This window comes from Ruegeria sp. CDSA033 (assembly GCF_059612305.1).
The window spans coordinates 17,411-40,686 of record NZ_JBXWQI010000012.1 but is presented as its reverse complement, the minus strand read 5'-3'; the positions used below and the strand labels follow the sequence as shown (position 1 = coordinate 40,686).

The window sequence follows — 23,276 nt, the reverse complement described above, 5'->3', positions numbered from 1 at the left end:
AAGGAATAACAGACTTGTACATGACTTTGATGGGGACGGTGTTAATCGCAGCCGTCGTTGGAAGCCTCGCGGAAAAAACCGGGTTTACCCGAAACGGCTATCTGCAATCTATCATCATTTGTATCGGCGGCGCCTTTCTGTTTTTCTTTGCTCAGATCATGTTTGGCAGGATGTTCGGGTTTAACCTTGCTTTTGGGTCCCCGGGATTGAACGCTATTGTGTCATCCGTCGGCGCGCTGATCATCGTGCCGACCCATTGGAGGAAGTGACATGCCTGTTATCGCCCTGATCGTCATCGGAGCCGCCGCAGGGTTCCTGGCCACCCGTTTAATGCGGATCGAGGCCAACATCCCCACAACCATGTTGATTGGCATCGTTGGTGCACTGGTTGGCGGATTTCTGTTGCGGGCCTTGATCACCGTGGCAGGATGGTTGTCCGGTTTTGTGGGTGCCGTTCTGGGGGCTCTGCTGGTGATCTGGATCTGGCAGACCTATCTACGACGTTGAGCGTGGCTACCGCTCGTCGCAAATCACTGTTGATCCCAACGATTTCGAATTGCGCGTCGCCATTTTGAAGCGATTGGCTTCCTCTGCTGACATCCAGTGCATTTCGTCCTCGGACGCTGCATCAAGCGTGAACCAATAAAAGGCCGGGTCGACACCAATATCATTGAAATAGTCGAGATAGCGATCGTGCTCGGGGTGGTTTTCGGGCAGGTTGGCAGCCACATATCCGCCGCCGCCCCAGCTATGAACCCCGACACATGCGCCAGGTTCCAGAGTGCGACGATTGCCGGCCAGGAACAGATCGGTGCCACCAGAGGCGACCAAGCCGTTTGAGGGCACCACAGTATCGAACCCTTCGTCTCGCACAACGCGGCTGAAAACGACATTTGCATCATCATCGACCGAGCCTTCGATGTTCTGCAGTACAAGGGTCTTGATCTCGGGATTGGCCGCAGTGATTTCTTCAAAAGCGCTGAGTGTCGTGTGATCAATAGCCCCCGAAGCAACGATTTCGTCGCCCTGTACAACGAAGCTGACCGCGTCGTATCGCTCTGCACACGCACCCAGAAGAGCCAGTGAGGCGACAAAAATAGGGAAAGTGAAATTCATTTCAGTTCTCACATCTGTGGCACAGGAAATGCAGATCGAACATTTTATACCCAATTACTGCCGCGGCGGGCGTGCTTTGTAAACCGGAAGCTGCCAGCCAAACACCAATGATCCCGCCCGCAATGCCCAGCAAATCAACGCACATGCGGCCAGTGTGGCCAGCTCGTCGAATCCAAGTCGGGTCGCGATTACAGCGGCAAAAGCCCCGGCAAACGCGCAAGAGACGTATAGCTCACCCTGTTTCAGGACCAGTGGCACTTCGTTGCAGACCACGTCCCGCATCAGGCCGCCGAGGCAGCCCGTTGTGACGCCCATCAGCACAACGATGACACCGGATTGGTTTAGCGACAAGGCCGCGCCAGCACCTGCTGCCGCGGCAATCGACAGGGCGAAACTGTCTAGCCAGACCAGTAAGTTGTATCGGCTTTCGACCAAATGGGCTGTGAAAAACACCACCACGGCAGCCGCTGTGGCGATCAGGATATAGTCCGGTTGACCAACCCAAAACACCGGGTGCCGGTCCAGCAGCAGGTCGCGGACGGTTCCGCCGCCCACAGCAGTCAGGCAGGCCATAAAGGCAAAACCCACCAAATCCAGCTGTGCCCGGCTAGCCACCAATGCACCCGTCAGGGCAAAAACCAGAACTGAGGCATAGTCGAGCAGTGCCAGACCGCTCACATCTGTGCCTTTTTGGGTTTGAACGGGGCCATGCCCGCGCGGGCCAGCTCGTCGGCTTTTTCGTTTTCGGGATGGCCAGCATGGCCCTTGACCCATTCCCAGGTCACGTCATGGCGCGCCTGCGCCTCGTCCAGTCGCTGCCACAGATCGACATTCTTGACCGGTTTCTTGTTCGAGGTCTTCCAGCCGTTGCGCTTCCAGCCGAAAATCCAGCCGGTGACGCCATTCTTCACATAGGCGCTGTCGGTTACCACGGTGATCTTCGAGGCCCGCTCCAGCGTTTCCAGCGCGCTGATCGCTGCCAGCAATTCCATGCGATTGTTGGTGGTTTCAGCCTCGCCGCCGTTCAGCTCGCGCTCTTTCAGGACTTTTTCGCCGTCCATCGCGCGCATCAGCACGCCCCAGCCCCCCGGGCCAGGATTGCCCGAACAGGCACCATCGGTATAGGCAAACAACTCAGGCATGGGCGATCACCAGAATAAAGCCGTCATAAGATCCAGCCAGGCCTTTGCCCACGCCAGTTGTGATCCGGTCAATTGTGAACCCTGCCTCGGCCAGCGCCTCTTCGATCTCGGTCTGTGAGAAATAGGTGTAATAGCGATCAATGTCGTCGCGGTGTTCACCGGTTCCCAGTTTCAGACCAAGGAAAAAGATACTCTCAGGCTTGAGTGCCCGGTGGATGGCCGCCAAATGGCGCGGGAAATCCTTGCGCGGCGCATGCAGCAGCGAAAAGCTGGCATAGATGCCGTCAAACGTGGCCGTTTCGGTCACATCGTCAAATGTACCGACATACGCATCTACGCCATTTTCGCGGGCGTGTTCCACAAAGGCCGGCGTCGCATCCAATGCCCGAACCCGCAGCCCCTCACGCAGGAAGAACATACTGTCCGCACCGGGGCCCGAGCCGAGGTCCAGAACATAGCCACCCGGCGCAACCGCTTCGGCAAAGGCCATACGCGCTTCGATCTGTTCGGGCGGCAATGGGACGCTCAGGTACTCGGCAACACGTGTGGTGTAGGCGTCAATTGTCTTGCGGTCGGTCACAGGTACACTCCTACGGCAAGGCATATCAGGACGATGGCTGTCAGCAGAACGCGCAGCCTCAGCCACCATGTTGGGGTCAGCCGCCAATATGCAAATATCGCATCCAACATCAGCAAACCGGCGAAGCCGTACATTAGGTTGATGCCCGCCTCAACAGGTCCACCGCCGGTCATGAAAAACGCCCAAAGCGCCGGGAGGACTGACAGCACATAGCATGTCGCTGCCTTACTGCCCGAGGTCTTGGTGGCGAACCCCCACAGAACACCGGACATAAAACTTAAAATCACAGAGCCGTAGAACAGTTGAATATACGGTCCGACGAACCGCGACCCAAGCTCTTGCCTGCCCCAATCCTGCAAATCGCCGTTCAAGGAGGTCAGCGCGCCCCAAATGAACGGGATCAACCCCGCCAGCGCCAGAACCAACGGCGCCCTGGGGACGCCTCTCATGCGGTTTGCCTCAGGACGCGGGGCACTTTGAATTCGACATTTTCGACGGCGGTTTCGACCAGTTCAACCGTCACGTCATAGTGGGTGTCGAAAGCGTCAATCACCTCATTCACCAGCACTTCGGGTGCTGAAGCGCCTGCGGTAATGGCGATGGTTGAGATGCCTTCCAGCGCCCGCCAGTCGATATCGTGGGCGCGCTGCACCAATTGCGCATAGTTGCACCCGGCGCGGGCCGCAACCTCGACCAGTCGGCGTGAGTTCGACGAGTTCGGCGCGCCGACAACAAGCAGGGCATCCGATTTTGGAGCCACGGCTTTGACGGCCTCTTGCCGGTTGGTGGTGGCGTAGCAGATGTCTTCCTTATGCGGGCCAACGATGGCCGGGAACCGGACTTGGAGGGCTGCGATAATATCCTTGGTGTCATCCACCGAAAGCGTCGTCTGGGTGACAAATGCCAGCTTTTCCGGATTGCGTACCTGAACCGAGGCCACGTCATCGACGGTTTCAACCAGCAGCACTTCGCCGTCGGGCAACTGGCCCATGGTGCCGATGGTTTCCGGATGGCCCTTGTGCCCGATCATGATCATCTGCAATCCGGCCTCAGCATGGCGCTGAGCCTCCACATGAACCTTGGAGACCAGCGGGCAGGTGGCATCGACATAGATCATCTCGCGCTGGGCCGCCGACGCGGGAACGGATTTCGGTACGCCATGCGCTGAAAAAATAACGGGTCGGTCGTTAGGACACTCGTCCAGCTCTTCGACAAAAACGGCCCCCTTGGCGCGCAGACCATCTACGACGAATTTGTTGTGCACAATTTCATGCCGCACATACACCGGAGCACCCCATTTCTGCAGCGCCATTTCAACGATCTTGATCGCCCGGTCGACACCGGCGCAGAACCCGCGCGGCGCGGCGAGGTATAGGGTAAGGGGCGGCTTGGTCATGTCTTGGTCTCCATAGGCCACAGGTAAGTCTTTTCCCGGCTATGGTCCAGACAGGACATTGTCATTGATATGACATGAATCACTGCTAGCCAGCAGGTGTTTCAGTACCTGCTTTTAGTTAAAGAAGCGCGGTCAGGTTGGTACAGCCTGACCGCGCTAATTTCTTCCCCCGGGTTTGGTGAGTGGCCCGGTCTTACTGTCCACCCGCAGCAACGCTGCGTGGCTCCATGGGCATTTCGCGTGGGGGCCGCCCGATCACGTCGCGCAGGTCCTCAAGCTCGATGAAGTTGTCAGCCTGGCGGCGCAGCTCGTCCGAGATCATCGGCGGTTGGCTGCGGATGGTCGAAACCACCGAAACGCGCACGCCCTGACGCTGCAGGCTGGCAATCAACGGGCGAAAATCCCCATCGCCCGAAAACAGCACAATATGATCGACACGCGGTGCCAGTTCCATAGCGTCGACTGTCAGTTCGATGTCCATGTTACCTTTGACTTTCCGACGCCCCATGCTGTCGGTGTATTCCTTCGCCGGTTTTGTCACCATGGTGAAGCCGTTGTAATGCAGCCAGTCAACCAAGGGGCGGATCGGGGAATACTCGTCGTTTTCCAATAGCGCCGTATAGTAAAAAGCCCGAAGCATCTTGCCGCGGCGCATAAACTCCTGGCGCAGCAATTTGTAGTCGATGTCAAACCCCAGTGCTTTTGCGGCTGCATAAAGATTCGAGCCGTCGATGAACAGCGCTAGCCGTTCGTCTTTATAGAACATAAATAGGTCCTTCCGGTACAATACAGGACGCCGTGGTGTTACGTGAGTGGGTATTTGAAAAATAGGCGGCGCGCTGATCTTCTATAATTAGGCCATTTCGGTCGTATCGCAAGCATGCAATTCGCCGAATATAGTGAATGGAACGTACAAATCTATGTCAAAAGCGGTTATCGCGCTGGGCGCAAATCTCAAATTGAGAGGTATTGGCCCCAAGGTGACACTTCAAAGCGCACTTGACGCGATCTTGCGTCAAGGGGTGGTGATTCGTGCCGTCAGCCGTTTTTTTGAGACCCCGTGCTTCCCGGCCGGTGCCGGGCCGGACTACGTCAACGCGGCTGCTTTGATCGAAACGGACAGGACGCCGGCCGATTTGTTGCACCTGCTTCACCAGATTGAGCATCAGTTTGGCCGCGAAAGGGTGCAGCGATGGGGTATGCGAACGCTGGATCTGGATCTGGTGTGCTATGATGATCTGGTTCTGCCGGATCGCACCGAATATGATAGCTGGCTGACCCTGCCAGCACAGGAACAGACGCAAAAGGCGCCGGACCGGCTGATTATTCCACATCCGCGCCTGCAGGATCGTGCTTTTGTACTTGTTCCGATGGCGGACGTCGCCCCGGATTGGCGCCATCCTGTGCTGGGCCGGACGGTAACCGAAATGCTGGCAGACCTGCCTGCGGCGGATATTGCGGCGGTCACGGCTGTGTGAACGGTGCATTTGCAGCATTTCTTGCTTGTCAAGGCAGAGATTCGCCCTTAGATAAACCTCTTCCTGACATGGATTCAGTAACGGAGAGCGCCCCATGGCCCGCGTGACGGTTGAAGATTGCGTAGACAAGGTTCCTAACCGGTTTGAACTGGTGATGCTTGCCGCCCATCGTGCGCGCGAGATTTCTGCCGGCGGCCCGATCACCGTCGACCGTGACAATGACAAGAATCCCGTCGTGTCGCTGCGCGAGATTGCAGACGAAACCCAAAGCGCGGATGATCTGCGCGAGCGCCTGATCGAGGCCAACCAGACCCAGATTGAGGTCGATGAGCCGGAAGAAGATCAGATGGCTCTGTTGATGGGTGCGGAATCGGACAAACCTGCCGATGACGATATGTCGGAAGAGAAGCTGCTGCGCGCTCTGATGGAGGCTCAAGGCCAGGGGTAATCCCCAAAGATAAAGGTGCGGACCGGATGATTTCTGCAGACGACCTGATTGCGCTGGTCCGCAACTACAACCCCAAGACTAATGCTGATCGCATCGCCCGAGCATATGAATTCGGAAAGCAGATGCATGACGGTCAGGTTCGCCATTCAGGCGAACCCTATTTCACGCATCCCGTTGCCGTGGCCGCCATCCTGACTGAGCAGCGTCTGGATGATGCGACGATCATTACGGCGTTGCTGCATGACACGATCGAAGACACCAAGGCCAATTATGGCAAAGTGTCCGAACTGTTCGGGGAAGAGGTTGCCAAGCTGGTCGATGGCGTCACCAAGCTGACCAATCTGCAGCTGTCCAGCCGCGAGACCAAACAGGCCGAGAATTTCCGTAAGCTGTTCATGGCCATGTCCAAGGACCTGCGGGTCATTCTGGTCAAGCTGGCCGACCGTTTGCACAACATGCGTACGATCAAGGCAATGCGCCCGGAAAAGCAGGTGCAGAAGGCGCGCGAGACGATGGATATTTATGCGCCGCTCGCGGGTCGCATGGGTATGCAGTGGATGCGCGAAGAGCTTGAGGATCTTGCTTTCCGCGTTCTGAATTCCGAAGGTCGCCAGTCGATCATTCGCCGCTTTATCACGCTGCAGCGCGAAACCGGCGACGTGATCCACCGGATCACTGGCGACATGCGGCACGAGTTGGAGAAGGCGGGCATCGAGGCCGAAGTGTTTGGGCGTGCCAAAAAGCCTTACTCGATCTGGCGCAAGATGCAGGAAAAGGATCAGGGCTTTTCGCGCCTGTCCGACATATACGGCTTTCGCATCATCACCCGGTCCGAGGAAGATTGCTATCGCACGCTGGGTGCCATTCACCAGCGTTGGCGCGCGGTGCCGGGACGGTTCAAGGATTACATCAGTCAGCCGAAATCGAACGGATATCGCTCGATCCACACCACAGTTTCGGGCCGCGACGGGAAACGGGTCGAGGTTCAGATCCGCACCCGTCAGATGCATGATGTGGCTGAAACCGGCGTTGCGGCGCATTGGTCGTACCGCGACGGTGTCCGCTCGGAAAACCCTTTTGCCGTTGATCCGGCCAAGTGGATTGCGAACCTGACGGAACAGTTCGACAGTGAGGAAGATCACGAAGATTTCCTCGAAGCGGTCAAGCTGGAAATGTACTCGGACCAGGTGTTCTGCTTTACGCCCAAAGGGGACGTTGTGAAGTTGCCGCGCGGGGCAACGCCGATTGATTTCGCCTATGCGATCCATACTCGCATTGGACATGCCTGTGTTGGCGCCAAGGTGGACGGCATCCGTGTGCCACTGTGGACGCGGATCAAGAATGGTCAGTCGGTGGATGTGATCACCGCTGACGGTCAAACGCCTCAGGTTACGTGGCTTGAGATTGCGGTGACCGGCAAGGCCCGGACCGCCATCCGGCGGGCGCTGCGCGAGGTCGACCGCGAACGGTTCATCAAGCTGGGCAAGGAACTTGCGCGTTCCGGTTTCGAACATGTCGGTCGAAAGGCCACCGACAAGGCGCTGGATACCGCGGCGAAACACCTGCGCCTGAAGGATCGTCACGAATTGCTGGCGCGTCTTGGCAGCGCGGAACTGACAGCGCATGATGTGGTCAGTGCCGTTTATCCTGAATTGACCCAGGATGACGGTGATGCCATTTCCCCTCGCCGGGCGGTGATCGGCCTTGAACCCGGCCAGAAATTTGACCGCGCGCCCTGTTGTCAGCCATTGCCAGGCGAACGCATCGTCGGCATCACCTATCGCGGCAAGGGCGTTGTGGTGCACGCAATCGATTGCGACCGCCTGTCCGAGTTCGAAAGCGAACCCGATCGCTGGGTTGATCTGCACTGGCATTCTGGCACGCACCCGGCCGTTCATGGTGCGACGCTGGACGTCACGATTGGCAATGATGCCGGGGTGCTGGGGCGCATTTGCACGTTGATAGGCGAGAAAAAGGCCAATATTTCGAACCTGGAATTTGTCGACCGCAAACCGGATTTTTACCGCCTTCTGGTCAGTGTCGAATTGCGTGACCTGGAACAGTTGCATTCGCTGATGCTGATGCTTGAGGCCGAAAGCGACGTTGCCGCGGTCGAACGCTATCGGGACAGGACCAAAACCGCAGTAGCGGCTGGCTGAGAAGGGGTGATCAGGAGTGGTATTTAAGCGCCGAGACCGACGCTCGCCTGTCCAGATCGCGTCTGAATTTGTCTATCCCCGTGGTGGATGGACAAGGGCCTTTCACTACGTCAAGCATCGTGTACGTAGATTGCCGGATTCCCCCGAGCGCATTGCGCGTGGCATCGGGGCAGGTGTCTTTGCCTCATTCACTCCGTTCTACGGATTGCATTTTCTGGTCGCTGCCGTGGTTGCGCGCCTGCTGAACGGCAATATTCTGGCCGCTCTGAGTGGAACATTCTTCGGCAACCCACTCACCTATGTGCCAATCGGCGTGGTTTGCCTGCAGACCGGGCATTTCCTGCTGGGGACCAAATTCCACAAAGGCGACACGCATGGTCTGATGGGCAAGTTCACAGATGCAATGGGTGATCTGAAGAACAACTTTATTGCCATGTTCACCGATCATGTCGCGGACTGGCATGGGCTCAGCATCTTCTATAACGAGGTGTTCTTTCCCTACATGATTGGCGGCGTTCTTCCGGGTATTCTGGCGGGTGTAATCTGCTCCTATCTCAGCTTGCCGCTGATCCGCACCTATCAGCAGCGCCGTCGCGACAAGATCAAGGCAAAGTTTGACGAAATCAAACGCTTGGCCGAAACAAAGCCTGCCGTTCCATTGATGAATGCCCTAGGTTCAGACCAGGGCCTTAAGAAGGATTCGAGCGATGTCTGACAACCACCTGCGTCTTGGCGTAAATATCGACCACGTGGCCACGGTTCGCAACGCGCGGGGCGGGGCCTATCCTGACCCGCTACGTGCCGCCAAACTGGCAGAAGAGGCCGGGGCTGACGGCATTACCGCGCATCTGCGCGAAGACCGTCGCCATATCTCGGACGCCGATATCGATGGCCTGATGGAGGTCCTGTCGGTGCCGTTGAACTTTGAGATGGCTGCGACGCCCGAGATGCAGAAAATTGCCTTGCGCCATAAGCCGCATGCCGTTTGCATCGTCCCTGAAAAGCGCGAAGAACGCACCACCGAAGGCGGGCTGGAAGTCGCGCGCGAGGAAAACAAGCTGGCTCATTTTATCGCTCCGCTGCGCGATGCCGGGTGTCGTGTGTCGATCTTTATCGCTGCTGATCAGCGCCAGATCGAGGCGGCGCATCGTATCGGCGCCGAAGTGATCGAGCTGCACACCGGTGCATATTGCGATGCCATGGCCGAAGGCCACGACGACAAAGCCAACAGTGAGTTGGAAGCCCTGCGCGAAATGTCCGCTTTTGCCCATTCACTGGGCCTTGAGGTACACGCGGGTCACGGCCTGACCTATGACACCGTACAACCGATTGCGGCGTTCCCAGAAGTGCGCGAGCTGAATATCGGCCACTTCCTTATCGGCGAGGCCATCTTTCGCGGCCTCACGCCTGCCATGACCGAGATGCGGCGTCTAATGGATGAGGCGCGCGGATGATCACGCCCGGATTTGTTGCGATCTGGTTTGCCTGGCTGATGGCCGGCGGTTCTCCTGGGCCTGCAACAATGGGGATTGCGGGAACGGCTATGAACGAAGGTCGCCGCGCCGGCCTGGTCTTTGCTTTGGGCATTTGCGCAGGCTCTGCCGCGTGGGGCATCGCCGCCGCGCTGGGCCTGTCAGCAATCATGTTGGCAAATGCCTGGGTGTTCGAGGTCATCCGCTATGTGGGGGTGGCCTATTTAGGCTGGTTGGCGATCAAGGCGCTGCGCCGGGCGATGACGTCTGATGAGGTTGCTATGGGCAACCCTGTTACCGGCTCTTTTCGCACAATCTTTGCCAAGGGCGCGGCCATTCACCTTACCAACCCTAAGGCGATCCTGAGTTGGGGGTCGATCTATGCTATCGTCGCTCCGAATGATGCCAGCCTTTCGATTTTGTTGGGCTATTTCGCCATGCTCTATGCAGGATCTTTACTGGTCTTCATCGGCTACGCCTTTCTCTTCTCTTCGGAACGCATGGTGCGAGCCTACCGCCGCGCCCGCCGCTGGTTCGATTTTGCCTTTGCCGGGTTCTTTGGGGTGGCAAGTTACAAGATTTTGACTGTGCGGCTCTCATGATCCTCGGCATCGGCACAGATCTTGCAAATATCGACCGCATTCAGGGCACATTGGACCGGTTCGGGGATCGGTTCCGCAATCGCGTCTTCACCGAAATTGAACAGAGCAAAGCGGAACGTCGCGCTGATATTGCGGGAACATACGCCAAACGCTGGGCCGCGAAAGAGGCTTGCTCCAAGGCGCTGGGCACCGGTCTGGCCATGGGCATTGCCTGGAAGGATATGTCGGTGACCAATCTGCGCACAGGTCAGCCTGTGATGCATGTCACCGGATGGGCGGCAGATCGGCTGAAAGAGATGACGCCCGAAGGGTATGAGGCCATCATCCACGTCACCCTGACCGACGATCACCCCTGGGCACAGGCATTCGTGGTGATCGAGGCGCGTCCGCTTCACGATGGCCCCACGCAGCCTTGACTTGCCCTTAACTGACCCGCATGTAGCACCCCAACGAATAAACGACCGGAGAGCAGTATGGCCGAGGAAGCCAAAACAGGTAACGCCGTTTGGGAGACGATCAAAACCATCGTCTATGCCCTGCTGATCGCGGGCGTCTTCCGCACGATCCTGTTTCAGCCGTTCTGGATTCCGTCGGGTTCGATGAAGCCCACCTTGTTGATCGGGGATTTCCTGTTCGTCAACAAAATGTCTTACGGTTATTCTTACGCGTCCTGTCCCAGCCTGATCATCCCAAGCGTCGGCCTGAATGTTGGCGCCGAAGACCTCTGCGGCTGGATGCAAAGCGATGAAAACACCCGTATCTGGGGTGGTGACCCCGAACGCGGTGACGTCATTGTTTTCCGCCACCCGGTCAGCGGTCGTGATTATATCAAACGTCTGATTGGTCTGCCCGGGGACCGCATTCAGGTGCGGGACGGTCAGATCATTCTGAACGGTGCGCCCGTACAACAAGAACCTGATGGCGTGTTCACCGAAGTCGCCGAACCACAAGGTTCGCAAGGTTTGCGCCCACGCTGCGAAAACGGTCCTGTCGGCTTTGGCGGTGTCTGCGAAAAATCGCGGACGATTGAAACATTGCCAAACGGTGTGTCCTACGAAGTGCTGAACATCGGCAACCAGGCGGCTGACAATACCGGCATCTACACGGTTCCCGAAGGGCATTACTTCTTCATGGGGGACAACCGCGACAACTCCAGCGACAGCCGCGTGCCACAATCCGCAGGTGGCGTTGGCTATGTGCCATACGAAGACCTGATCGGGCGGGCTGATCGCATCCTGTTCTCATCCGCTGGCCGGTCGATGCTGTTCTTCTGGACATGGCGCGGGGACCGCTTCTTCAAGGCGGTCAATTGAAGCTTTCGACCGAGATAAAGGCGTTCCAGCAGCGTCTGGGGTACGAATTCTCGAACCCTGAACTGCTGGTGCGCGCACTGACCCATGGATCGGTCTCGTCCTCGACACGACCCGATAATCAGCGGTTGGAGTTTCTGGGCGATCGGGTTCTGGGTCTTGTCATGGCAACCGCCCTGCTGGAGGCCGACAAAAAAGCATCCGAAGGGCAATTGGCCCCTCGGTTCAACGCGTTGGTTCGCAAAGAGGCCTGCGCCGATGTGGCCCGGCAAATCGATCTTGGCGTGGTGCTGAAACTGGGCCGGTCCGAGATGCTGTCAGGCGGGCGCCGCAAACAGGCCTTGCTGGGTGATGCGATGGAGGCTGTGATCGCCGCGATCTATCGCGATGCCGGTTTCGAGGCTGCGCGCGATGTCATCCTGCGATTGTGGGGGGATCGTGTCCACAACGTTGAAGCGGATGCGCGCGACGCCAAAACCTCGCTGCAGGAATGGGCGCAGGCGCGCGGGCAAAAGCCGCCCGCTTACGTCGAGGTCAAGCGCAGCGGCCCCGACCATGCCCCCGTCTTTACTATTGCCGCACGATTGCAGGACGGGGCCGAAGCTCAAGCGACGGCGGGGTCGAAACGTCAGGCAGAACAAGCTGCCGCGAAAGCGCTGCTGGATCAGTTGAAATAACAAAGCTCCGTAGCCCGTTTATGTCACAATTCTCAATCTAACTTGAGGCCTATGGCGGACCTCGGGTCGCAGTCGTATCTGAAGGTCATCCACTTTGGCGCTTACTTATGAGCAATGGGTCAAAGCGAAATTGATACAATGAGTTGAGGCATTTCCATGCAAAACGCAAAACTGACTACCGTGAATATCGGCTTTTTGTTCATCGCCGGTTTTATCGCCACGATCGCCTTCGATTTCTGGGGGCAGGTTGTCAGCCCCGGCATCGGCTGGGCTAATCTGTCGCCCGAAGGGCTGGCCCAGAGCTTGTTGTCCAGTCTCGGTCTGCCCAGCAATGCGTTTCTGGGCTTTTTCGTGCATTTCTATCTTGTGGGCCTGATAGCCTATCCGCTGGGATGGTTTCTGATCTTCAAACCGATCTGGGTTAAGGTACTTGGCCCCGTTCATATGTTTGTGGCCTCGGCTTTTTACGGGTTTGGTCTCTGGGTTTTTGCTTTGGGTGGTATCACGACCTTGTCCGGTCTGCCGACCTTCTTGAACTTCTCGGCGATCACTTGGGTCGCACTAATCGGGCATGTTCTTTACGGGATCGTCATGGTTGCCGTCTTGCGCTTGATTGAGCGCCAGAACGCATGAAATGCCTGGGGGGCGTCTAACGCGCCCCTCATACCACCCGGATAAATCCAGTCAGCCCGGTCTTTTGGTGCTCGATGACATGACAGTGGAACGCCCAATCGCCCGGATTGTCGGCCACCAGTGAGATCTCGACCACTTCGTCCTTTAGCAACAGCATCGTGTCGGTCATCAGTGGCGGCAGTTTGCGCAGGTTTGACCGCAGCGGTACAAAAGCCAACCCGTGCAGGTGGATCGGGTGCAAGTTAGGAGATTCATTTCGCAGCCGCAGGACATAGCTTTTGCCCATTTCCAGCGTTGCCAAAGGCCCAACATCCTGCGCCGCGTCACCGGGCCATGGTTTGCGGTTGATGGACCAGAAGTTATACCCCAGCGAGCCGCAGAACCCGTTGTTGGGTTCACCACCTTCGGGGGTCCAGCCAAAAACAAATTCGTGCAGCTCGGCATTGGTCAGATCGGGTTTTGCGACCGGGTTGACGGGTAGGGGGCGCAACTCTTGCAGGTCCCGCGATGCCGATGATCCGATTGCGCGCAGCTGTGTCATAGGTCTGTGCGGCTGACCCGGCAGTTTGGCCATCAGGGCAACGCTGCGCCCCTCGTCGCCGGGCATTGCTACCGCAAAATCCACACGCTGGCCGGGCCCGACAAGAAGTGGCTCATCAGCGCTGGGCATCGGGATGTCAATCTCAAGCGGATGGCCATCCCACGCGATGATCCGTGCATTGCCGCCCTCAAGATGCAGTTTGTAGATGCGGGTTGTGTCGGTATTTACGACTCGCAGTCGCACCAGGCTGCCTGCGGCATGATCGTAGACAGCACCCTGCAACCAGTTGGCGGTGTGGACATTGCCAAAGGTCCCGGCCCGTGCGGCGCCGCGCTGGGTATAGGCCGGCAGGAACGCGCCATCTTCATCCAACCGAAAATCGCGCAGGTTGATCACCTGTTCGCTGTCAAATCCGGGGTCTTCGGGTTCTGTAATCACCATGACGCCCGTCAAACCGTGGGCCATCTGCTCCATCGTCATGCAATGTGGATGATACCAGTAGGTGCCTGCATCGGGCGGAGTGAATTCATAGTTAAAGACCTCACCTTCACCCAATGGCATTTGGGTCAGGTAAGGTACTCCGTCCATGTTGTTCGCGATCCGCATCCCATGCCAGTGCATTGCCGTGTATTCCGACAGCGTATTGCGAACGGGCAGCCGCATCACTTCCCCTTGCTTGCCATACAATATCAGCGGCGGTGCGTTAGGGGACAGGCTGACCATTCCGGTCGTCACCGTATCCCGCAGGGCAAAGCTTGCTGGTTGAATGGTTAACTCCGGCGTCCCCTGCGCCAACCCGAAACCGCCCAGACCCAGCGCGCCGGCAGCGGCCCCGCTGCCCAAAAGAAACTCGCGACGTTTCATGTCTTGCCTCATTTTCCGATGGTTGCCTGGCTGGATTTGGCGCGGCTTGGATTAGGCGTGCCACCGATTTTGCATGACCGCAATGCGACAAATCCCTCTGGCCCGCGCGGCCTTTCTGCTATAGGGGTGCGCACTTGCAACCAGGAACGCCAGACACATGACCACACGCGCCGGATTTATCGCCCTGATCGGAGAGCCCAACGCAGGCAAATCCACCCTGCTGAACCGCATGGTCGGGGCCAAGGTTTCGATCGTGACGCATAAGGTTCAGACGACCCGTACCCGCATTCGCGGTGTGGCAATGGAAGGCGATGCGCAGCTGGTCTTTGTAGACACACCCGGCCTGTTCAAACCGCGTCGTCGTTTGGATCGCGCCATGGTTGCCGCGGCCTGGGGCGGAGCGGCGGATGCAGATGTCGTCGTTCTGATGATCGAGGCGCATCGCGGCATCACCGAAGGGGTCGAGCGTATCCTCGAAGGTCTGGAAGAGATCGGGCAGGGCCGAAAGGTTGCGCTGGCGATCAACAAGATCGACAAGGTCCAGTCTGAGGTGCTGCTGGCCCTGACAAGTGACCTGAACGCACGCTACCCATTTTCCGAAACCTTCATGATTTCCGCCGAAAAGGGCTATGGGGTTGACGATCTGCGCAAATGGCTGGCTGCGGAATTGCCCGAAGGCCCGTGGCTGTATCCCGAGGATCAGATCGCCGATCTGCCCCTGCGCATGATCGCGGCTGAGATGACGCGCGAGAAACTGACCCTGCGCCTGCATCAGGAACTGCCCTATCAGCTGACGGTCGAGACCGAAAACTGGGAAGAGCGCAAAGACGGCTCTGCCAAGATCGACCAGATCATCTATGTCATGCGCGACGGTCACAAAGGCATCGTGTTGGGCAAAAAGGGCGAGACGATCAAGGCGGTCAGCCAAGCCGCGCGGGCCGAGCTGGAAGAGTTCCTGGACCGCAAGATACATCTGTTCCTGCAGGTCAAAGTGCGCCCGAACTGGCTGGAGGAATCCGAGCGTTACTCGGAAATGGGTCTGGATTTCAAAGACGGAAACGCATGACTCGCCTGACGGCTGATTTCTGGGTCCACGCCTACCTGGCGCGGTTACGGTTTCAGGAAATCCCTGCTTTTGTCGTGGCACATGGCGACGACACAGCGGGCGCGGTGTTGGTCAAACTAAACACCTTGGATGGGCAAGCGGCCGCATTTCAGCGCAGCTTTGATCTGATGAGCGGTGAGCGCAAATGGGTCGAGCTTTCCTCCGGCGCCGAAGCAGAGGTTGACGATGCCATCTCCCGGCAACGCAGTTTTGACCCCGATCTTTGGGTGATCGAGGTCGAGGACCGGCAGGGTCGGCATCTGCTGGGTGATGAGGGATTGGACTAGCCCGCCGTTCAACGGGTCTTGGTCGCTCGGACCAAAACGTCTATTTTACCCGCACTCAGTCGGCGAGGATCGCCGCGCCGTTTGAATAGATAATAGGTGTATGTATGGCCGAAACGCTCGCTGAAAAGCTTGAAAAATCAGAACTTGGTCATTGGATGCATCGGTTTGAAGGCTTCATGGTCTTCATTGGCATTGTCGGCCCTTTTGCCACGCTGCCGCAGTTGATCAAGCTGTACTTCACGCATTCACAACACGCGACCGGCCAGTCTCTGCTGTCTTGGTCGCTCTTTGCTGCGCTGTCATTCTTATGGTTCGCCTACGGGCTGGTGGTTGGCAAGCTGCCTATTTATGTGGGCAACGGTATCTCGATGGTGCTGAACGTCCTGATGGTTCTGGGCATCCTGATCCACGCCGGTTTAACGTTTTGACCAGCCGCCACGATCCGGTGCCAAGGCGTCACCAGCCGCTGCTTTTAAGCGTGATATCGTGCCCGGTGGTGGTCAATGTTTCACCTGCGAATTGCTTTACTTTGGGTGCGAAGGCCTGAAAATAGGGTTGCGACTGCACGTGCGCCAATGTCTCGGCGCTGTCCCAGCGGCCCCAGTGAACCCGGGACTTTCCGTCATCAGCGACCGCAACCTGATAGGTGAATTTTCCGGCCGCCTCGGGGTCAGTGTTGATTGCCTCGATAAATGTGCGGATGGTGGCCTGCCATTCGGCTTCGTTGCCATCGAAGGAATATGTAATGGTTATGCCTCGCATCGTGACCTCCTGTTTAACTATGTTGTTAAATAAAGGATGGCAAACCCGCGTTGTCAAGGAAACGAGATTGGTAACTTATTGACCATAGTTGGGAGTTACAGCGCAATCTCAGGTCTTTTCTGGCGGCCATCGTTTCGGTGGTGAGCAAAAGCCAGTACGCAGGGTTTGTCTTCGACTTCGCTGTCACACTCTACAATTCAGTTCCCTTCAATCATTTGATCGTGTCCGACAGAATGCTATCTGAGAATGTGTCCTGGCCCCTATCGAGTTGAAAAAAGATGAAAACCTTCACTTTGCCCTGCTGTTCAACGATCCTTGTCTTGGGCATGGTGACTTCGCCCACCTTTGCGCAGCAGAGGTTGGGGTGGGTTTATCAAATCGATGGGTTGGCTGCTTATCAAAGCAACGCGGACCTGAGTGAAGGCGGGGAGTTCTCGGCCAGCCGCGCGTTTTTGCGAACAACCGCTTTGTATAATCTGAATGGTGGAACCTCGGTTGGGCTGTCAGCAAGCATCGGCAGGTTCGATTACAACTTTAGTCAGGCGGATAACCAACCGTGGGAGGACATCCGCGACATCAGAATCTCTGTTCCAGTACGATTTCGTACCGGCAATACTGCAAGCGTTTTCGTGTCACCGCAGGTCCGCTGGGACTACCAGAGCGGCGCTGATGCGGCGGACGGCAGAACTTATGGTGTCTTTGCTGGTATTGCCTGGAAGTTAAGCGAGAGCCTGACCATCGGCCCTGCGTTTGGAGCGTTTTCGCAGTTCGAAGACGATGACATCGATTTTTTTCCGGCGCTTCTGGTGGATTGGGATATCAATGACCGTTGGAACCTGAATACCGGCTCGGGGATTGGCGCAACGCAGGGGCCGGGGTTGACACTCAGCTATGCGCTGAATGACACGATGACCCTCGGCCTTTCTGCTCGCTCTGAGCGCATTCGGTTCCGGCTTGACGAGGAAGGGCTGGCCCCAAACGGGATAGGCGAGGACAAAAGTATTCCAGTGGTGGTTTCCTTTGGCTACAATCCCAATCCCGGCATTTCGCTGAACGTTTTCGCAGGTGCTGAATTGGATGGGCGTCTTACACTGGATGATGCGAACGGCACGGAACTCAGCCGCCAAAACTATGAAACCGCGCCGTTGGTTGGGGTGGCCTTCAGGGCCCGGTTCTAATTCCAAAGACCAGTTGGATGCCTGCGCCCTTGCGGATGTTTCCGCCTTGCGATCTGTTGCAAACTGGGGGCGAGCCTGAGACGAAAGGAGCCTGACTTGGACTGGCGCGATCACGGCATCCTTCTGACGTCTCGTCGGCATGGCGAAACAGCGGCGATTATCGAGGTCTTCACCGAAGGCCACGGTCGTCATGCAGGCGTCGTGCGCGGAGGGACCAGTCGCAAGATTGCCCCCATCCTGCAACCCGGGGCACAACTGGATGTTCTGTGGCGGGCGCGGTTGGAAGAACATCTTGGCGCTTTTCAGGTTGAACCTTTGCGTTCACGCGCGGCAGCGGCGTTTTCGGGTCGGATGGCGTTGGCAGGATTGAACGCGTCCGTTGCGTTGCTGTCCTTTTGCCTGCCAGAACGTGAACCGCATCCTGCAATCTACAAACAGACCGAACAGTTGTTGGATCTGCTGGGGCAGGACGAGATCTGGCCGTTGGCTTATCTGCGCTGGGAATTGGCGCTGCTTGAAGAACAGGGCTTTGGCCTGGACCTGTCGGCCTGTGCTGTGACAGGGGCGGCGGATGGGTTGGTCTATGTCTCACCCAAGACCGGCCGTGCCGTCAGTGCCCAGGGGGCCGGGGAATGGGCGGATAAGCTGTTGCCCCTGCCACCCTGTTTGCGCGGTGAGGGGCAAGCACCGGACGCTGAGATTGCCGCAGGGTTTAAAACCACCGGTTACTTTCTGGAACACCATCTTGCCCCGTCCCTGGGGCATAACCCCTTGCCGGATGCGCGGGCAAGATTTGTGGATCAGTTCACTCGGCGGCTTTGAACACCATTTCGTGCCCGTCATCATTGCGCAGTATCAGCAAGTCGCCCGTTACTTCGGACTGCGTCATCGCAATCAGCGCAGCGAAATAGAAGCCTTCGGCCTCAAGCCCGGCACAGGCCGCACGTGTTGCGTTCAGGTCCATAATCTCGAACCAGGGGTAGGGCGCGTTCAGGGTGCCGCTATAACTGTTGCAAGGGGCGCTACCCGCGATCTTGCCCTCTTCGGGGAACCGTAACATTGCGCTGGCCTCGAAAGGCTGTCCGTCGATTTCGTGCAGCACCCAAGTCTGGTCTGCGGCGCCATAGGCCGCAACGGATTCGTCCCTGTCGCATTGAAACAGGGCAATCAAGGGCAGTGTCAAGATCAGGCGTATCATTCAGGTGTCTTACTTTCTTACCGGTGCCGAGGGAACCGGCGAAGCCAGCTTAGTAGGGGATCTCGCCGCTGATCAGTTCTTCGCGAACGTCTAGGCGTGGCCTCCAGTTGTATCTGGTGTCCTCGCTTACCTGATCCCAGAACAACACACCGCTGTTGCGCCATGGGTCAAGGATGATGCCGTCCTTCATCGTATCTTCCTTGGCGCTGATTGCTGCCGAGTGGTGGATGATCCGGAACGCGGTTGGCGGCGAGGTGGCCCAGTGGATGTCCAAAGTGCGGAAGTTTTCCTTCTGCAGGCGGCGGCTCACCGCCTGCGCCCAGTCGTTGCACAATCCCTTTTCCCGAAACCCGTTGATGACCTTGGCGTTATGGATAATCGCCGGGTCTGTGACGTTCCAATCCCGCTTCAGTTGCTGCGAATAGGTGTAGGCGATGGTGGCGGCCTTTTGTGCCTCGGCAGGATCGACTTGGGGTCCAAGGTTTTCGATCGCCAGTGCCAGCTCGTCTACCTCGGTGTAGCCCGCCACAGGCTGGGTTGTGGCGCATCCGCCCAGTATCAGGGCTGCAACGGTCGCCCAAAGCGCAAAAAATAGTCGGGTCATTCTGTCATCACCATCCTTGGGCCCGGTTTGGGTCGCAGCGTGCCCTAAAGGGGTTTCAACAAAAAGCAAAGGGGGAAGTTTTTTCGGTCGAGGATCAGAAAAGGTCTCTATCCTGTCACAGAACAGACGGCGTGAATTTCAAACTGGGGTTCGGAACAAAGAAAATGACCCGGCACAAGACCGGGTCTAGTTGGGGAAACGGGATGCCTAATTCCGGTTAGCCCAGCAAACGCCGTGCAATAACCTGTGCCTGAATTTCGGCAGCCCCTTCAAAAATATTTAGAATGCGCGCGTCACACAGAACGCGGCTGATCTTGTATTCCAGCGCAAAACCGTTTCCGCCATGGATCTGCAGACCGTTATCCGCCGCAGCCCAGGCCACACGGGCACCAAGCAGCTTGGCCATGCCGGCCTCAAGGTCGCAGCGGTGACCGTGATCTTTTTCCCAGGCTGAGAAATATGTCAGCTGACGGGCGATCATGATTTCGACCGCCATCATGGCCAGTTTGCCGGACACACGGGGGAAGTTGATCAGCGACTTGCCGAACTGTTTGCGGTCCTGCGCGTATTGCATCGCGATATCCAGCGCGCTTTGGGCCACACCAATGGCGCGGGCGGCGGTCTGAATGCGTGCGCTTTCGAAGGTTTCCATCAGCTGTTTAAAGCCTTTGCCTTCTTCACCGCCCAAAAGGTTCTCGCCCTTGACCTTGAAGCCGTCAAAGCCCAGCTCGTATTCCTTCATCCCGCGATAGCCCAGAACTTCGATCTCACCGCCGGTCATGCCGGGTGTGGGGAAGGGGTTCTCATCCGTGCCCGGGGTCTTTTCCGCAAGGAACATGGACAGACCGCGGTGATCGGTGGTGTCCGGGTTGGTCCGCGCCAGCAGCGTCATCACATGGGTCCGTGCCGCGTGAGTGATCCAGGTCTTGTTGCCGGTGATCTCATAGTCACCGTCCGCGTTCTTGACCGCACGTGCACGCAGGCTGCCCAGATCCGAGCCGGTGTTTGGTTCGGTGAAAACGGCTGTCGGCAGAATTTCGGCGCTGGCCAGTTTTGGCAGCCAGTTGGCTTTTTGTTCATCGGTGCCGCCCGCGATGATCAGCTCGGCCGCGATCTCGGAGCGTGTACCAAGAGAGCCCACGCCGATATAGCCGCGCGAAAGCTCTTCCGAGACCACACACATCGAGGCCTTGGACAGGCCAAATCCACCGAACTCTTCGGGGATAGTCAGGCCAAAGACACCCATTTCCGCCAGTTCCTCGATGACTTCCATCGGGATTAGTTCGTCTTTGAGGTGCCAGTCATGAGCGTGGGGCTCGACCTTTTCGACCGCATAGCGGCGGAACTGGTCACGGATCATCTCAAGCTCTTCGTCCAGACCCGAGGCACCGAACATGGTGGCACCTGCCTGATCTTCCATCAGCTTGACCAGACGGCTGCGGGCGGCCTGAGAATTGGCCTGCGCCATCAACGTTTGAATTTCGGGGATCTGAAAACCGGAAAGCGCGTCCCAGCCAAGACCCATGTCCTGCAGGCGCACGACTTCGCCCTGGTTCATTGGAATGCCGCCCGCAACCTGGTGCAGGTATTCGCCAAAGGCGATTTGGTGCAGCAACTGTTCGATTTCACCGAACTTGCCTTCGGCTTCCAGCGCTTCGGCCCAGCGTTGCATCTGTTTCAGCGACTGAGAATATGTGGCAAGCCATGACAAGCCATGGGCGGCAGTTTGATTGGCTTCGATCAGGGCACCGGATACGCGGCCATCAGCGGAAACCATACCGCGCACTGACTCACGCGCACGCTCGAACACTGTTTCAACGGCGGGTGCGGCCGCACGGGTCAGCGTCAGAAGATCGGGCAAAATCGCAGGTGTCGTCATCTGGGTCATATCCTGTCCGTCATGGGCCATGAATCGTGTCCTTTTCTCGTGTCGTCTGGTCATATCATGCTGCACGTGCAGCGCAACAAAAATACGTATTACGTTGTGAAAAAGTTCTAATATTTCTCGAGCGTTTTTGCAGTGCAGCGCCCGTCAGGAATGATATCAGGGGGCCATGACATTGTTTTCTTTACTACCTCCACAGGATCTTCTGCTGGCTCTGAGCGTTGCGTTTCTGGCCGGGTGGGTCAAAGGTATCGTCGGTTTTGCCATGCCGATGGTTATGGTTTCAGGGTTGAGTGTCTTTTTGCCACCCGAGCTGGCCATCGCGGGTCTGATCCTTCCGACACTGGTAACTAATGTCTTTCAGGCTTTGGGACAGGGTGTTTCCGCGGCCGTGTCGTCGGTCAGGGAGTTTCGCATCTTTCTGATCGTGGGCTTGGTGTTCCTTCTGGCCGGAGCCAAGCTGGTCACTTTGGTGCCGACATCGACCTTCCTGTTGATGATTGGCGTTCCGGTCACCTTCTTTGCCTTGATTCAGGTCCTGGGTGTGAAACTGGTGCTGAAAGAACCATCGGCCGGTGTTGAGGTTCTCATAGGGGCCGTCGCAGGATTTGTCGGTGGTATGTCCGGTATTTGGGGGCCGCCAACGGTGGCGTACCTGACGGCCCTGAACACGCCGAAAGCCGTGCAAATGCGGGTGCAGGGGGTTATCTATGGGCTGGGCGCAATTGCCCTGATGGTCGCCCATATGGGATCAGGTATCCTGCGGGCCGACACCGCGCCGTTTTCGGCTGCCCTGATCGCTCCGGCGGTGATCGGGATGTGGGTGGGCATGCAGTTGCAATCGAGAATCGATCAGGCGCTGTTTCGCAAAGTGACTTTGGTTGTGCTGTTGGTCGCTGGACTGAACCTGCTGCGCCGCGGTCTGATGGGTTAAGTTCTGCGGTCCATAAACCGAAACGTGAAGTAAAGCCCCAGCATCAGGAAAAACAGCCCAGAGATATCGCCGATCAGAAAGGCGATGTACTCTACCCCTGCGCTGCCAAAGCTCATGTTTGTCATGGCGGATGCCAGGAACGACGTGATTACGCCGACACCCATGACGCACAGCCAGCAGGGTTTGCGATCAGGTCTGGGAAACAAGTCCCAACCTGCCCATTTGAGCAGGTAGAACACGGTAGGAACCGTTGTGACCGCGATGACAATTGCCAACAAGCGGCTGGGTAAGAAGACATCCGCACCCCCCAGGAATGCGAAGACTGCAAAGACGCCAGGCAACAATGCGAAAATCGCGCGCCACCCGAGTAGCCACGCTGCCAGGACCCTTACCCCGTGAGGTAGGAACAGCAGGCTGGCCCGGCTTGGGTATTCCGGAAAGAACACGTTTTGCAGCGGCATCAAGACCTCGAAGGTGAGGAATGATGCAACTATGTAAGCCAGTGAGGCGAAGAAAGTGTCAGAGGCCCATCTGCGCACGATTATTAGCCATCAACACGCAGGTTGGCGGTGTCACTTGGGCGCATGTACGATATACCGCCCCCGGTTGGCATTGCCGCTTTGGGACAGATAGCCCTTTTGGACCAGCGATTTCAGCGCGCGGAAAAATGTCGGACGCGAGACGCTCTGAACAAGGGTGTGCTCGATCAAACCGAACGTGCGGACTTCCTGATCGGCTTTCGACAGTTCCTCGGCCGCGTAGTAAATGTCACGCTCAACCGGAGAGAGTTGTTCCAGTCCAAGGGTCCGTTCCATACTCTGCATCAATTTGCGAAGTTCGGTCAGTTTCGAGATTTCCGTCATTTGCCTACCTGTTGTTTTCCTTGCCGCCTTTCGCGCTGAAGC

The 23,276-nt window shown here is 57.4% G+C and carries 32 protein-coding genes; 18 read left to right on the top strand and 14 right to left on the bottom strand.

What is annotated here, in order from left to right; genetic code table 11:
* Positions 1 to 14 precede the first annotated feature (14 nt).
* Together AC2FLA_RS15310 and AC2FLA_RS15305 are read left to right on the top strand one after the other, a co-directional pair.
* Entirely contained in the window at positions 15 to 269 is a 255-nt protein-coding gene (locus AC2FLA_RS15310) for a hypothetical protein (RefSeq protein ID WP_058278955.1), read from the top strand.
* A 1-nt stretch (position 270) separates the two neighbouring features.
* The gene (locus AC2FLA_RS15305; RefSeq protein WP_058273291.1) at positions 271 to 507 is read left to right on the top strand and encodes a GlsB/YeaQ/YmgE family stress response membrane protein; all 237 of its coding nucleotides are present in this window, start codon (positions 271 to 273) and stop codon (positions 505 to 507) included.
* A 6-nt stretch (positions 508 to 513) separates the two neighbouring features.
* Here the strand turns inward: AC2FLA_RS15305 and AC2FLA_RS15300 are convergent, their stop codons facing one another.
* From AC2FLA_RS15300 to AC2FLA_RS15270, 7 genes are all read right to left on the bottom strand, one after another.
* Positions 514 to 1,116: a COG3904 family protein gene (locus AC2FLA_RS15300; RefSeq protein WP_496723292.1), complete on the bottom strand. Its 603-nt coding sequence runs from the start codon at positions 1,114 to 1,116 to the stop codon at positions 514 to 516.
* Positions 1,117 to 1,170: 54 nt separating this feature from the next.
* Positions 1,171 to 1,794, bottom strand: coding sequence for a trimeric intracellular cation channel family protein (locus AC2FLA_RS15295; protein WP_496723290.1), 624 nt, complete (start codon positions 1,792 to 1,794; stop codon positions 1,171 to 1,173).
* Positions 1,791 to 2,258 carry a ribonuclease HI gene (rnhA, locus tag AC2FLA_RS15290; RefSeq protein ID WP_496723288.1) on the bottom strand — a complete coding sequence of 156 codons (468 nt, stop codon included), beginning with the start codon at positions 2,256 to 2,258 and terminating at the stop codon, positions 1,791 to 1,793. Before rnhA ends, AC2FLA_RS15295 begins: the two co-directional genes overlap by 4 nt.
* On the bottom strand, positions 2,251 to 2,838 hold the full coding sequence (locus AC2FLA_RS15285; protein WP_496723286.1) for a class I SAM-dependent methyltransferase: 588 nt from the start codon (positions 2,836 to 2,838) through the stop codon (positions 2,251 to 2,253). Before AC2FLA_RS15285 ends, rnhA begins: the two co-directional genes overlap by 8 nt.
* Entirely contained in the window at positions 2,835 to 3,287 is a 453-nt protein-coding gene (locus AC2FLA_RS15280) for a DUF3429 domain-containing protein (protein ID WP_496723284.1), read from the bottom strand. The genes AC2FLA_RS15285 and AC2FLA_RS15280 overlap by 4 nt, the downstream gene beginning before the upstream one ends.
* Positions 3,284 to 4,234, bottom strand: a complete 951-nt coding sequence (gene ispH, locus AC2FLA_RS15275; RefSeq protein ID WP_496723282.1) for a 4-hydroxy-3-methylbut-2-enyl diphosphate reductase — start codon at positions 4,232 to 4,234, stop codon at positions 3,284 to 3,286. The genes AC2FLA_RS15280 and ispH overlap by 4 nt, the downstream gene beginning before the upstream one ends.
* 193 nt (positions 4,235 to 4,427) lie before the next feature.
* The gene (locus AC2FLA_RS15270) at positions 4,428 to 5,000 is read right to left on the bottom strand and encodes a LabA-like NYN domain-containing protein (protein ID WP_058278950.1); all 573 of its coding nucleotides are present in this window, start codon (positions 4,998 to 5,000) and stop codon (positions 4,428 to 4,430) included.
* Between the two features lie 154 nt (positions 5,001 to 5,154).
* On the opposite strand from AC2FLA_RS15270, the gene folK reads away from it, so the two are divergent.
* The 10 genes from folK to AC2FLA_RS15220 all read left to right on the top strand — a co-directional run bounded on the left by folK (position 5,155) and on the right by AC2FLA_RS15220 (position 13,013).
* Positions 5,155 to 5,712: a 2-amino-4-hydroxy-6-hydroxymethyldihydropteridine diphosphokinase gene (gene folK / locus AC2FLA_RS15265; RefSeq protein WP_496723280.1), complete on the top strand. Its 558-nt coding sequence runs from the start codon at positions 5,155 to 5,157 to the stop codon at positions 5,710 to 5,712.
* A 94-nt stretch (positions 5,713 to 5,806) separates the two neighbouring features.
* Complete coding sequence (gene rpoZ, locus AC2FLA_RS15260; protein WP_085824454.1) at positions 5,807 to 6,160, top strand: DNA-directed RNA polymerase subunit omega; 354 nt, start codon at positions 5,807 to 5,809, stop codon at positions 6,158 to 6,160.
* 26 nt (positions 6,161 to 6,186) lie between these two features.
* Entirely contained in the window at positions 6,187 to 8,319 is a 2,133-nt protein-coding gene (locus AC2FLA_RS15255) for a RelA/SpoT family protein (RefSeq protein ID WP_496723278.1), read from the top strand.
* Positions 8,320 to 8,335: 16 nt separating this feature from the next.
* Positions 8,336 to 9,034, top strand: a complete 699-nt coding sequence (locus tag AC2FLA_RS15250) for a DUF2062 domain-containing protein (protein ID WP_496723277.1) — start codon at positions 8,336 to 8,338, stop codon at positions 9,032 to 9,034.
* On the top strand, positions 9,027 to 9,773 hold the full coding sequence (locus AC2FLA_RS15245; RefSeq protein ID WP_496723275.1) for a pyridoxine 5'-phosphate synthase: 747 nt from the start codon (positions 9,027 to 9,029) through the stop codon (positions 9,771 to 9,773). The genes AC2FLA_RS15250 and AC2FLA_RS15245 overlap by 8 nt, the downstream gene beginning before the upstream one ends.
* Entirely contained in the window at positions 9,770 to 10,393 is a 624-nt protein-coding gene (locus tag AC2FLA_RS15240) for a LysE family translocator (protein WP_496723273.1), read from the top strand. The genes AC2FLA_RS15245 and AC2FLA_RS15240 overlap by 4 nt, the downstream gene beginning before the upstream one ends.
* On the top strand, positions 10,390 to 10,809 hold the full coding sequence (gene acpS, locus AC2FLA_RS15235; protein ID WP_496723272.1) for a holo-ACP synthase: 420 nt from the start codon (positions 10,390 to 10,392) through the stop codon (positions 10,807 to 10,809). The genes AC2FLA_RS15240 and acpS overlap by 4 nt, the downstream gene beginning before the upstream one ends.
* A 57-nt stretch (positions 10,810 to 10,866) precedes the next feature.
* Positions 10,867 to 11,706, top strand: coding sequence for a signal peptidase I (gene lepB, locus AC2FLA_RS15230; protein WP_496723270.1), 840 nt, complete (start codon positions 10,867 to 10,869; stop codon positions 11,704 to 11,706).
* On the top strand, positions 11,703 to 12,380 hold the full coding sequence (gene rnc, locus AC2FLA_RS15225; RefSeq protein ID WP_058279045.1) for a ribonuclease III: 678 nt from the start codon (positions 11,703 to 11,705) through the stop codon (positions 12,378 to 12,380). The genes lepB and rnc overlap by 4 nt, the downstream gene beginning before the upstream one ends.
* Before the next feature lie 156 nt (positions 12,381 to 12,536).
* Positions 12,537 to 13,013 (top strand): hypothetical protein, encoded by a 477-nt coding sequence (locus tag AC2FLA_RS15220; RefSeq protein ID WP_496723268.1) that lies wholly within the window; start codon positions 12,537 to 12,539, stop codon positions 13,011 to 13,013.
* A 28-nt stretch (positions 13,014 to 13,041) separates the two neighbouring features.
* Here AC2FLA_RS15220 and AC2FLA_RS15215 read toward each other — a convergent pair whose 3' ends face one another.
* Positions 13,042 to 14,418, bottom strand: coding sequence for a multicopper oxidase family protein (locus tag AC2FLA_RS15215; protein WP_496723266.1), 1,377 nt, complete (start codon positions 14,416 to 14,418; stop codon positions 13,042 to 13,044).
* Positions 14,419 to 14,575: 157 nt separating this feature from the next.
* On the opposite strand from AC2FLA_RS15215, the gene era reads away from it, so the two are divergent.
* The 3 genes from era (at position 14,576) to AC2FLA_RS15200 (ending at position 16,238) form a co-directional block, all read left to right on the top strand.
* On the top strand, positions 14,576 to 15,484 hold the full coding sequence (era, locus tag AC2FLA_RS15210; RefSeq protein WP_496723265.1) for a GTPase Era: 909 nt from the start codon (positions 14,576 to 14,578) through the stop codon (positions 15,482 to 15,484).
* Positions 15,481 to 15,810 (top strand): DUF1491 family protein, encoded by a 330-nt coding sequence (locus AC2FLA_RS15205; RefSeq protein WP_496723263.1) that lies wholly within the window; start codon positions 15,481 to 15,483, stop codon positions 15,808 to 15,810. Before era ends, AC2FLA_RS15205 begins: the two co-directional genes overlap by 4 nt.
* A gap of 104 nt (positions 15,811 to 15,914) precedes the next feature.
* Positions 15,915 to 16,238 (top strand): SemiSWEET transporter, encoded by a 324-nt coding sequence (locus AC2FLA_RS15200; RefSeq protein ID WP_496723261.1) that lies wholly within the window; start codon positions 15,915 to 15,917, stop codon positions 16,236 to 16,238.
* Positions 16,239 to 16,266: 28 nt separating this feature from the next.
* Here the strand turns inward: AC2FLA_RS15200 and AC2FLA_RS15195 are convergent, their stop codons facing one another.
* A complete protein-coding gene (locus tag AC2FLA_RS15195) occupies positions 16,267 to 16,572 on the bottom strand; it encodes an NIPSNAP family protein (RefSeq protein ID WP_496723259.1) in 306 nt (101 codons plus the stop codon).
* A gap of 278 nt (positions 16,573 to 16,850) precedes the next feature.
* Here AC2FLA_RS15195 and AC2FLA_RS15190 point away from each other — a divergent pair, with 278 nt between their 5' ends.
* Both AC2FLA_RS15190 and recO read left to right on the top strand, forming a co-directional pair.
* Positions 16,851 to 17,750 (top strand): hypothetical protein, encoded by a 900-nt coding sequence (locus AC2FLA_RS15190; protein WP_496723257.1) that lies wholly within the window; start codon positions 16,851 to 16,853, stop codon positions 17,748 to 17,750.
* 96 nt (positions 17,751 to 17,846) lie between these two features.
* Entirely contained in the window at positions 17,847 to 18,572 is a 726-nt protein-coding gene (gene recO / locus AC2FLA_RS15185; RefSeq protein ID WP_496723255.1) for a DNA repair protein RecO, read from the top strand.
* Here recO and AC2FLA_RS15180 read toward each other — a convergent pair.
* From AC2FLA_RS15180 to AC2FLA_RS15170, 3 genes are all read right to left on the bottom strand, one after another.
* A complete protein-coding gene (locus tag AC2FLA_RS15180) occupies positions 18,556 to 18,948 on the bottom strand; it encodes an META domain-containing protein (protein WP_496723253.1) in 393 nt (130 codons plus the stop codon). The two genes, recO and AC2FLA_RS15180, sit on opposite strands and share 17 nt — an antisense overlap.
* 49 nt (positions 18,949 to 18,997) lie before the next feature.
* Positions 18,998 to 19,552, bottom strand: a complete 555-nt coding sequence (locus tag AC2FLA_RS15175) for a hypothetical protein (RefSeq protein ID WP_496723251.1) — start codon at positions 19,550 to 19,552, stop codon at positions 18,998 to 19,000.
* A 217-nt stretch (positions 19,553 to 19,769) separates the two neighbouring features.
* Entirely contained in the window at positions 19,770 to 21,461 is a 1,692-nt protein-coding gene (locus tag AC2FLA_RS15170) for an acyl-CoA dehydrogenase family protein (RefSeq protein WP_496723249.1), read from the bottom strand.
* Between the two features lie 145 nt (positions 21,462 to 21,606).
* On the opposite strand from AC2FLA_RS15170, the gene AC2FLA_RS15165 reads away from it, so the two are divergent.
* Complete coding sequence (locus AC2FLA_RS15165; RefSeq protein WP_496723247.1) at positions 21,607 to 22,371, top strand: sulfite exporter TauE/SafE family protein; 765 nt, start codon at positions 21,607 to 21,609, stop codon at positions 22,369 to 22,371.
* On the opposite strand, the gene AC2FLA_RS15160 is transcribed toward AC2FLA_RS15165, so the two are convergent.
* Positions 22,368 to 22,832: a hypothetical protein gene (locus tag AC2FLA_RS15160; protein WP_233493496.1), complete on the bottom strand. Its 465-nt coding sequence runs from the start codon at positions 22,830 to 22,832 to the stop codon at positions 22,368 to 22,370. The two genes, AC2FLA_RS15165 and AC2FLA_RS15160, sit on opposite strands and share 4 nt — an antisense overlap.
* A gap of 111 nt (positions 22,833 to 22,943) precedes the next feature.
* Positions 22,944 to 23,234 carry a hypothetical protein gene (locus AC2FLA_RS15155; protein ID WP_496723245.1) on the bottom strand — a complete coding sequence of 97 codons (291 nt, stop codon included), beginning with the start codon at positions 23,232 to 23,234 and terminating at the stop codon, positions 22,944 to 22,946.
* Positions 23,235 to 23,276: the final 42 nt, after the last annotated feature.

Bases quoted from the DNA above. Each gene is read 5' to 3' on its own strand.
- AC2FLA_RS15305 (WP_058273291.1), top strand. From the start codon at position 271: ATGCCTGTTATCGCCCTGATCGTCATCGGAGCCGCCGCAGGGTTCCTG.
- AC2FLA_RS15300 (WP_496723292.1), bottom strand. From the start codon at position 1,116: ATGAATTTCACTTTCCCTATTTTTGTCGCCTCACTGGCTCTTCTGGGT.
- rnhA (WP_496723288.1), bottom strand. From the start codon at position 2,258: ATGCCTGAGTTGTTTGCCTATACCGATGGTGCCTGTTCGGGCAATCCT.
- AC2FLA_RS15280 (WP_496723284.1), bottom strand. From the start codon at position 3,287: ATGAGAGGCGTCCCCAGGGCGCCGTTGGTTCTGGCGCTGGCGGGGTTG.
- ispH (WP_496723282.1), bottom strand. From the start codon at position 4,234: ATGACCAAGCCGCCCCTTACCCTATACCTCGCCGCGCCGCGCGGGTTC.
- AC2FLA_RS15270 (WP_058278950.1), bottom strand. From the start codon at position 5,000: ATGTTCTATAAAGACGAACGGCTAGCGCTGTTCATCGACGGCTCGAAT.
- folK (WP_496723280.1), top strand. From the start codon at position 5,155: ATGTCAAAAGCGGTTATCGCGCTGGGCGCAAATCTCAAATTGAGAGGT.
- rpoZ (WP_085824454.1), top strand. From the start codon at position 5,807: ATGGCCCGCGTGACGGTTGAAGATTGCGTAGACAAGGTTCCTAACCGG.
- AC2FLA_RS15255 (WP_496723278.1), top strand. From the start codon at position 6,187: ATGATTTCTGCAGACGACCTGATTGCGCTGGTCCGCAACTACAACCCC.
- AC2FLA_RS15245 (WP_496723275.1), top strand. From the start codon at position 9,027: ATGTCTGACAACCACCTGCGTCTTGGCGTAAATATCGACCACGTGGCC.
- AC2FLA_RS15240 (WP_496723273.1), top strand. From the start codon at position 9,770: ATGATCACGCCCGGATTTGTTGCGATCTGGTTTGCCTGGCTGATGGCC.
- acpS (WP_496723272.1), top strand. From the start codon at position 10,390: ATGATCCTCGGCATCGGCACAGATCTTGCAAATATCGACCGCATTCAG.
- lepB (WP_496723270.1), top strand. From the start codon at position 10,867: ATGGCCGAGGAAGCCAAAACAGGTAACGCCGTTTGGGAGACGATCAAA.
- AC2FLA_RS15220 (WP_496723268.1), top strand. From the start codon at position 12,537: ATGCAAAACGCAAAACTGACTACCGTGAATATCGGCTTTTTGTTCATC.
- AC2FLA_RS15215 (WP_496723266.1), bottom strand. From the start codon at position 14,418: ATGAAACGTCGCGAGTTTCTTTTGGGCAGCGGGGCCGCTGCCGGCGCG.
- era (WP_496723265.1), top strand. From the start codon at position 14,576: ATGACCACACGCGCCGGATTTATCGCCCTGATCGGAGAGCCCAACGCA.
- AC2FLA_RS15205 (WP_496723263.1), top strand. From the start codon at position 15,481: ATGACTCGCCTGACGGCTGATTTCTGGGTCCACGCCTACCTGGCGCGG.
- AC2FLA_RS15200 (WP_496723261.1), top strand. From the start codon at position 15,915: ATGGCCGAAACGCTCGCTGAAAAGCTTGAAAAATCAGAACTTGGTCAT.
- AC2FLA_RS15195 (WP_496723259.1), bottom strand. From the start codon at position 16,572: ATGCGAGGCATAACCATTACATATTCCTTCGATGGCAACGAAGCCGAA.
- AC2FLA_RS15190 (WP_496723257.1), top strand. From the start codon at position 16,851: ATGAAAACCTTCACTTTGCCCTGCTGTTCAACGATCCTTGTCTTGGGC.
- AC2FLA_RS15180 (WP_496723253.1), bottom strand. From the start codon at position 18,948: ATGATACGCCTGATCTTGACACTGCCCTTGATTGCCCTGTTTCAATGC.
- AC2FLA_RS15175 (WP_496723251.1), bottom strand. From the start codon at position 19,552: ATGACCCGACTATTTTTTGCGCTTTGGGCGACCGTTGCAGCCCTGATA.
- AC2FLA_RS15170 (WP_496723249.1), bottom strand. From the start codon at position 21,461: ATGGCCCATGACGGACAGGATATGACCCAGATGACGACACCTGCGATT.
- AC2FLA_RS15165 (WP_496723247.1), top strand. From the start codon at position 21,607: ATGACATTGTTTTCTTTACTACCTCCACAGGATCTTCTGCTGGCTCTG.
- AC2FLA_RS15160 (WP_233493496.1), bottom strand. From the start codon at position 22,832: ATGCCGCTGCAAAACGTGTTCTTTCCGGAATACCCAAGCCGGGCCAGC.
- AC2FLA_RS15155 (WP_496723245.1), bottom strand. From the start codon at position 23,234: ATGACGGAAATCTCGAAACTGACCGAACTTCGCAAATTGATGCAGAGT.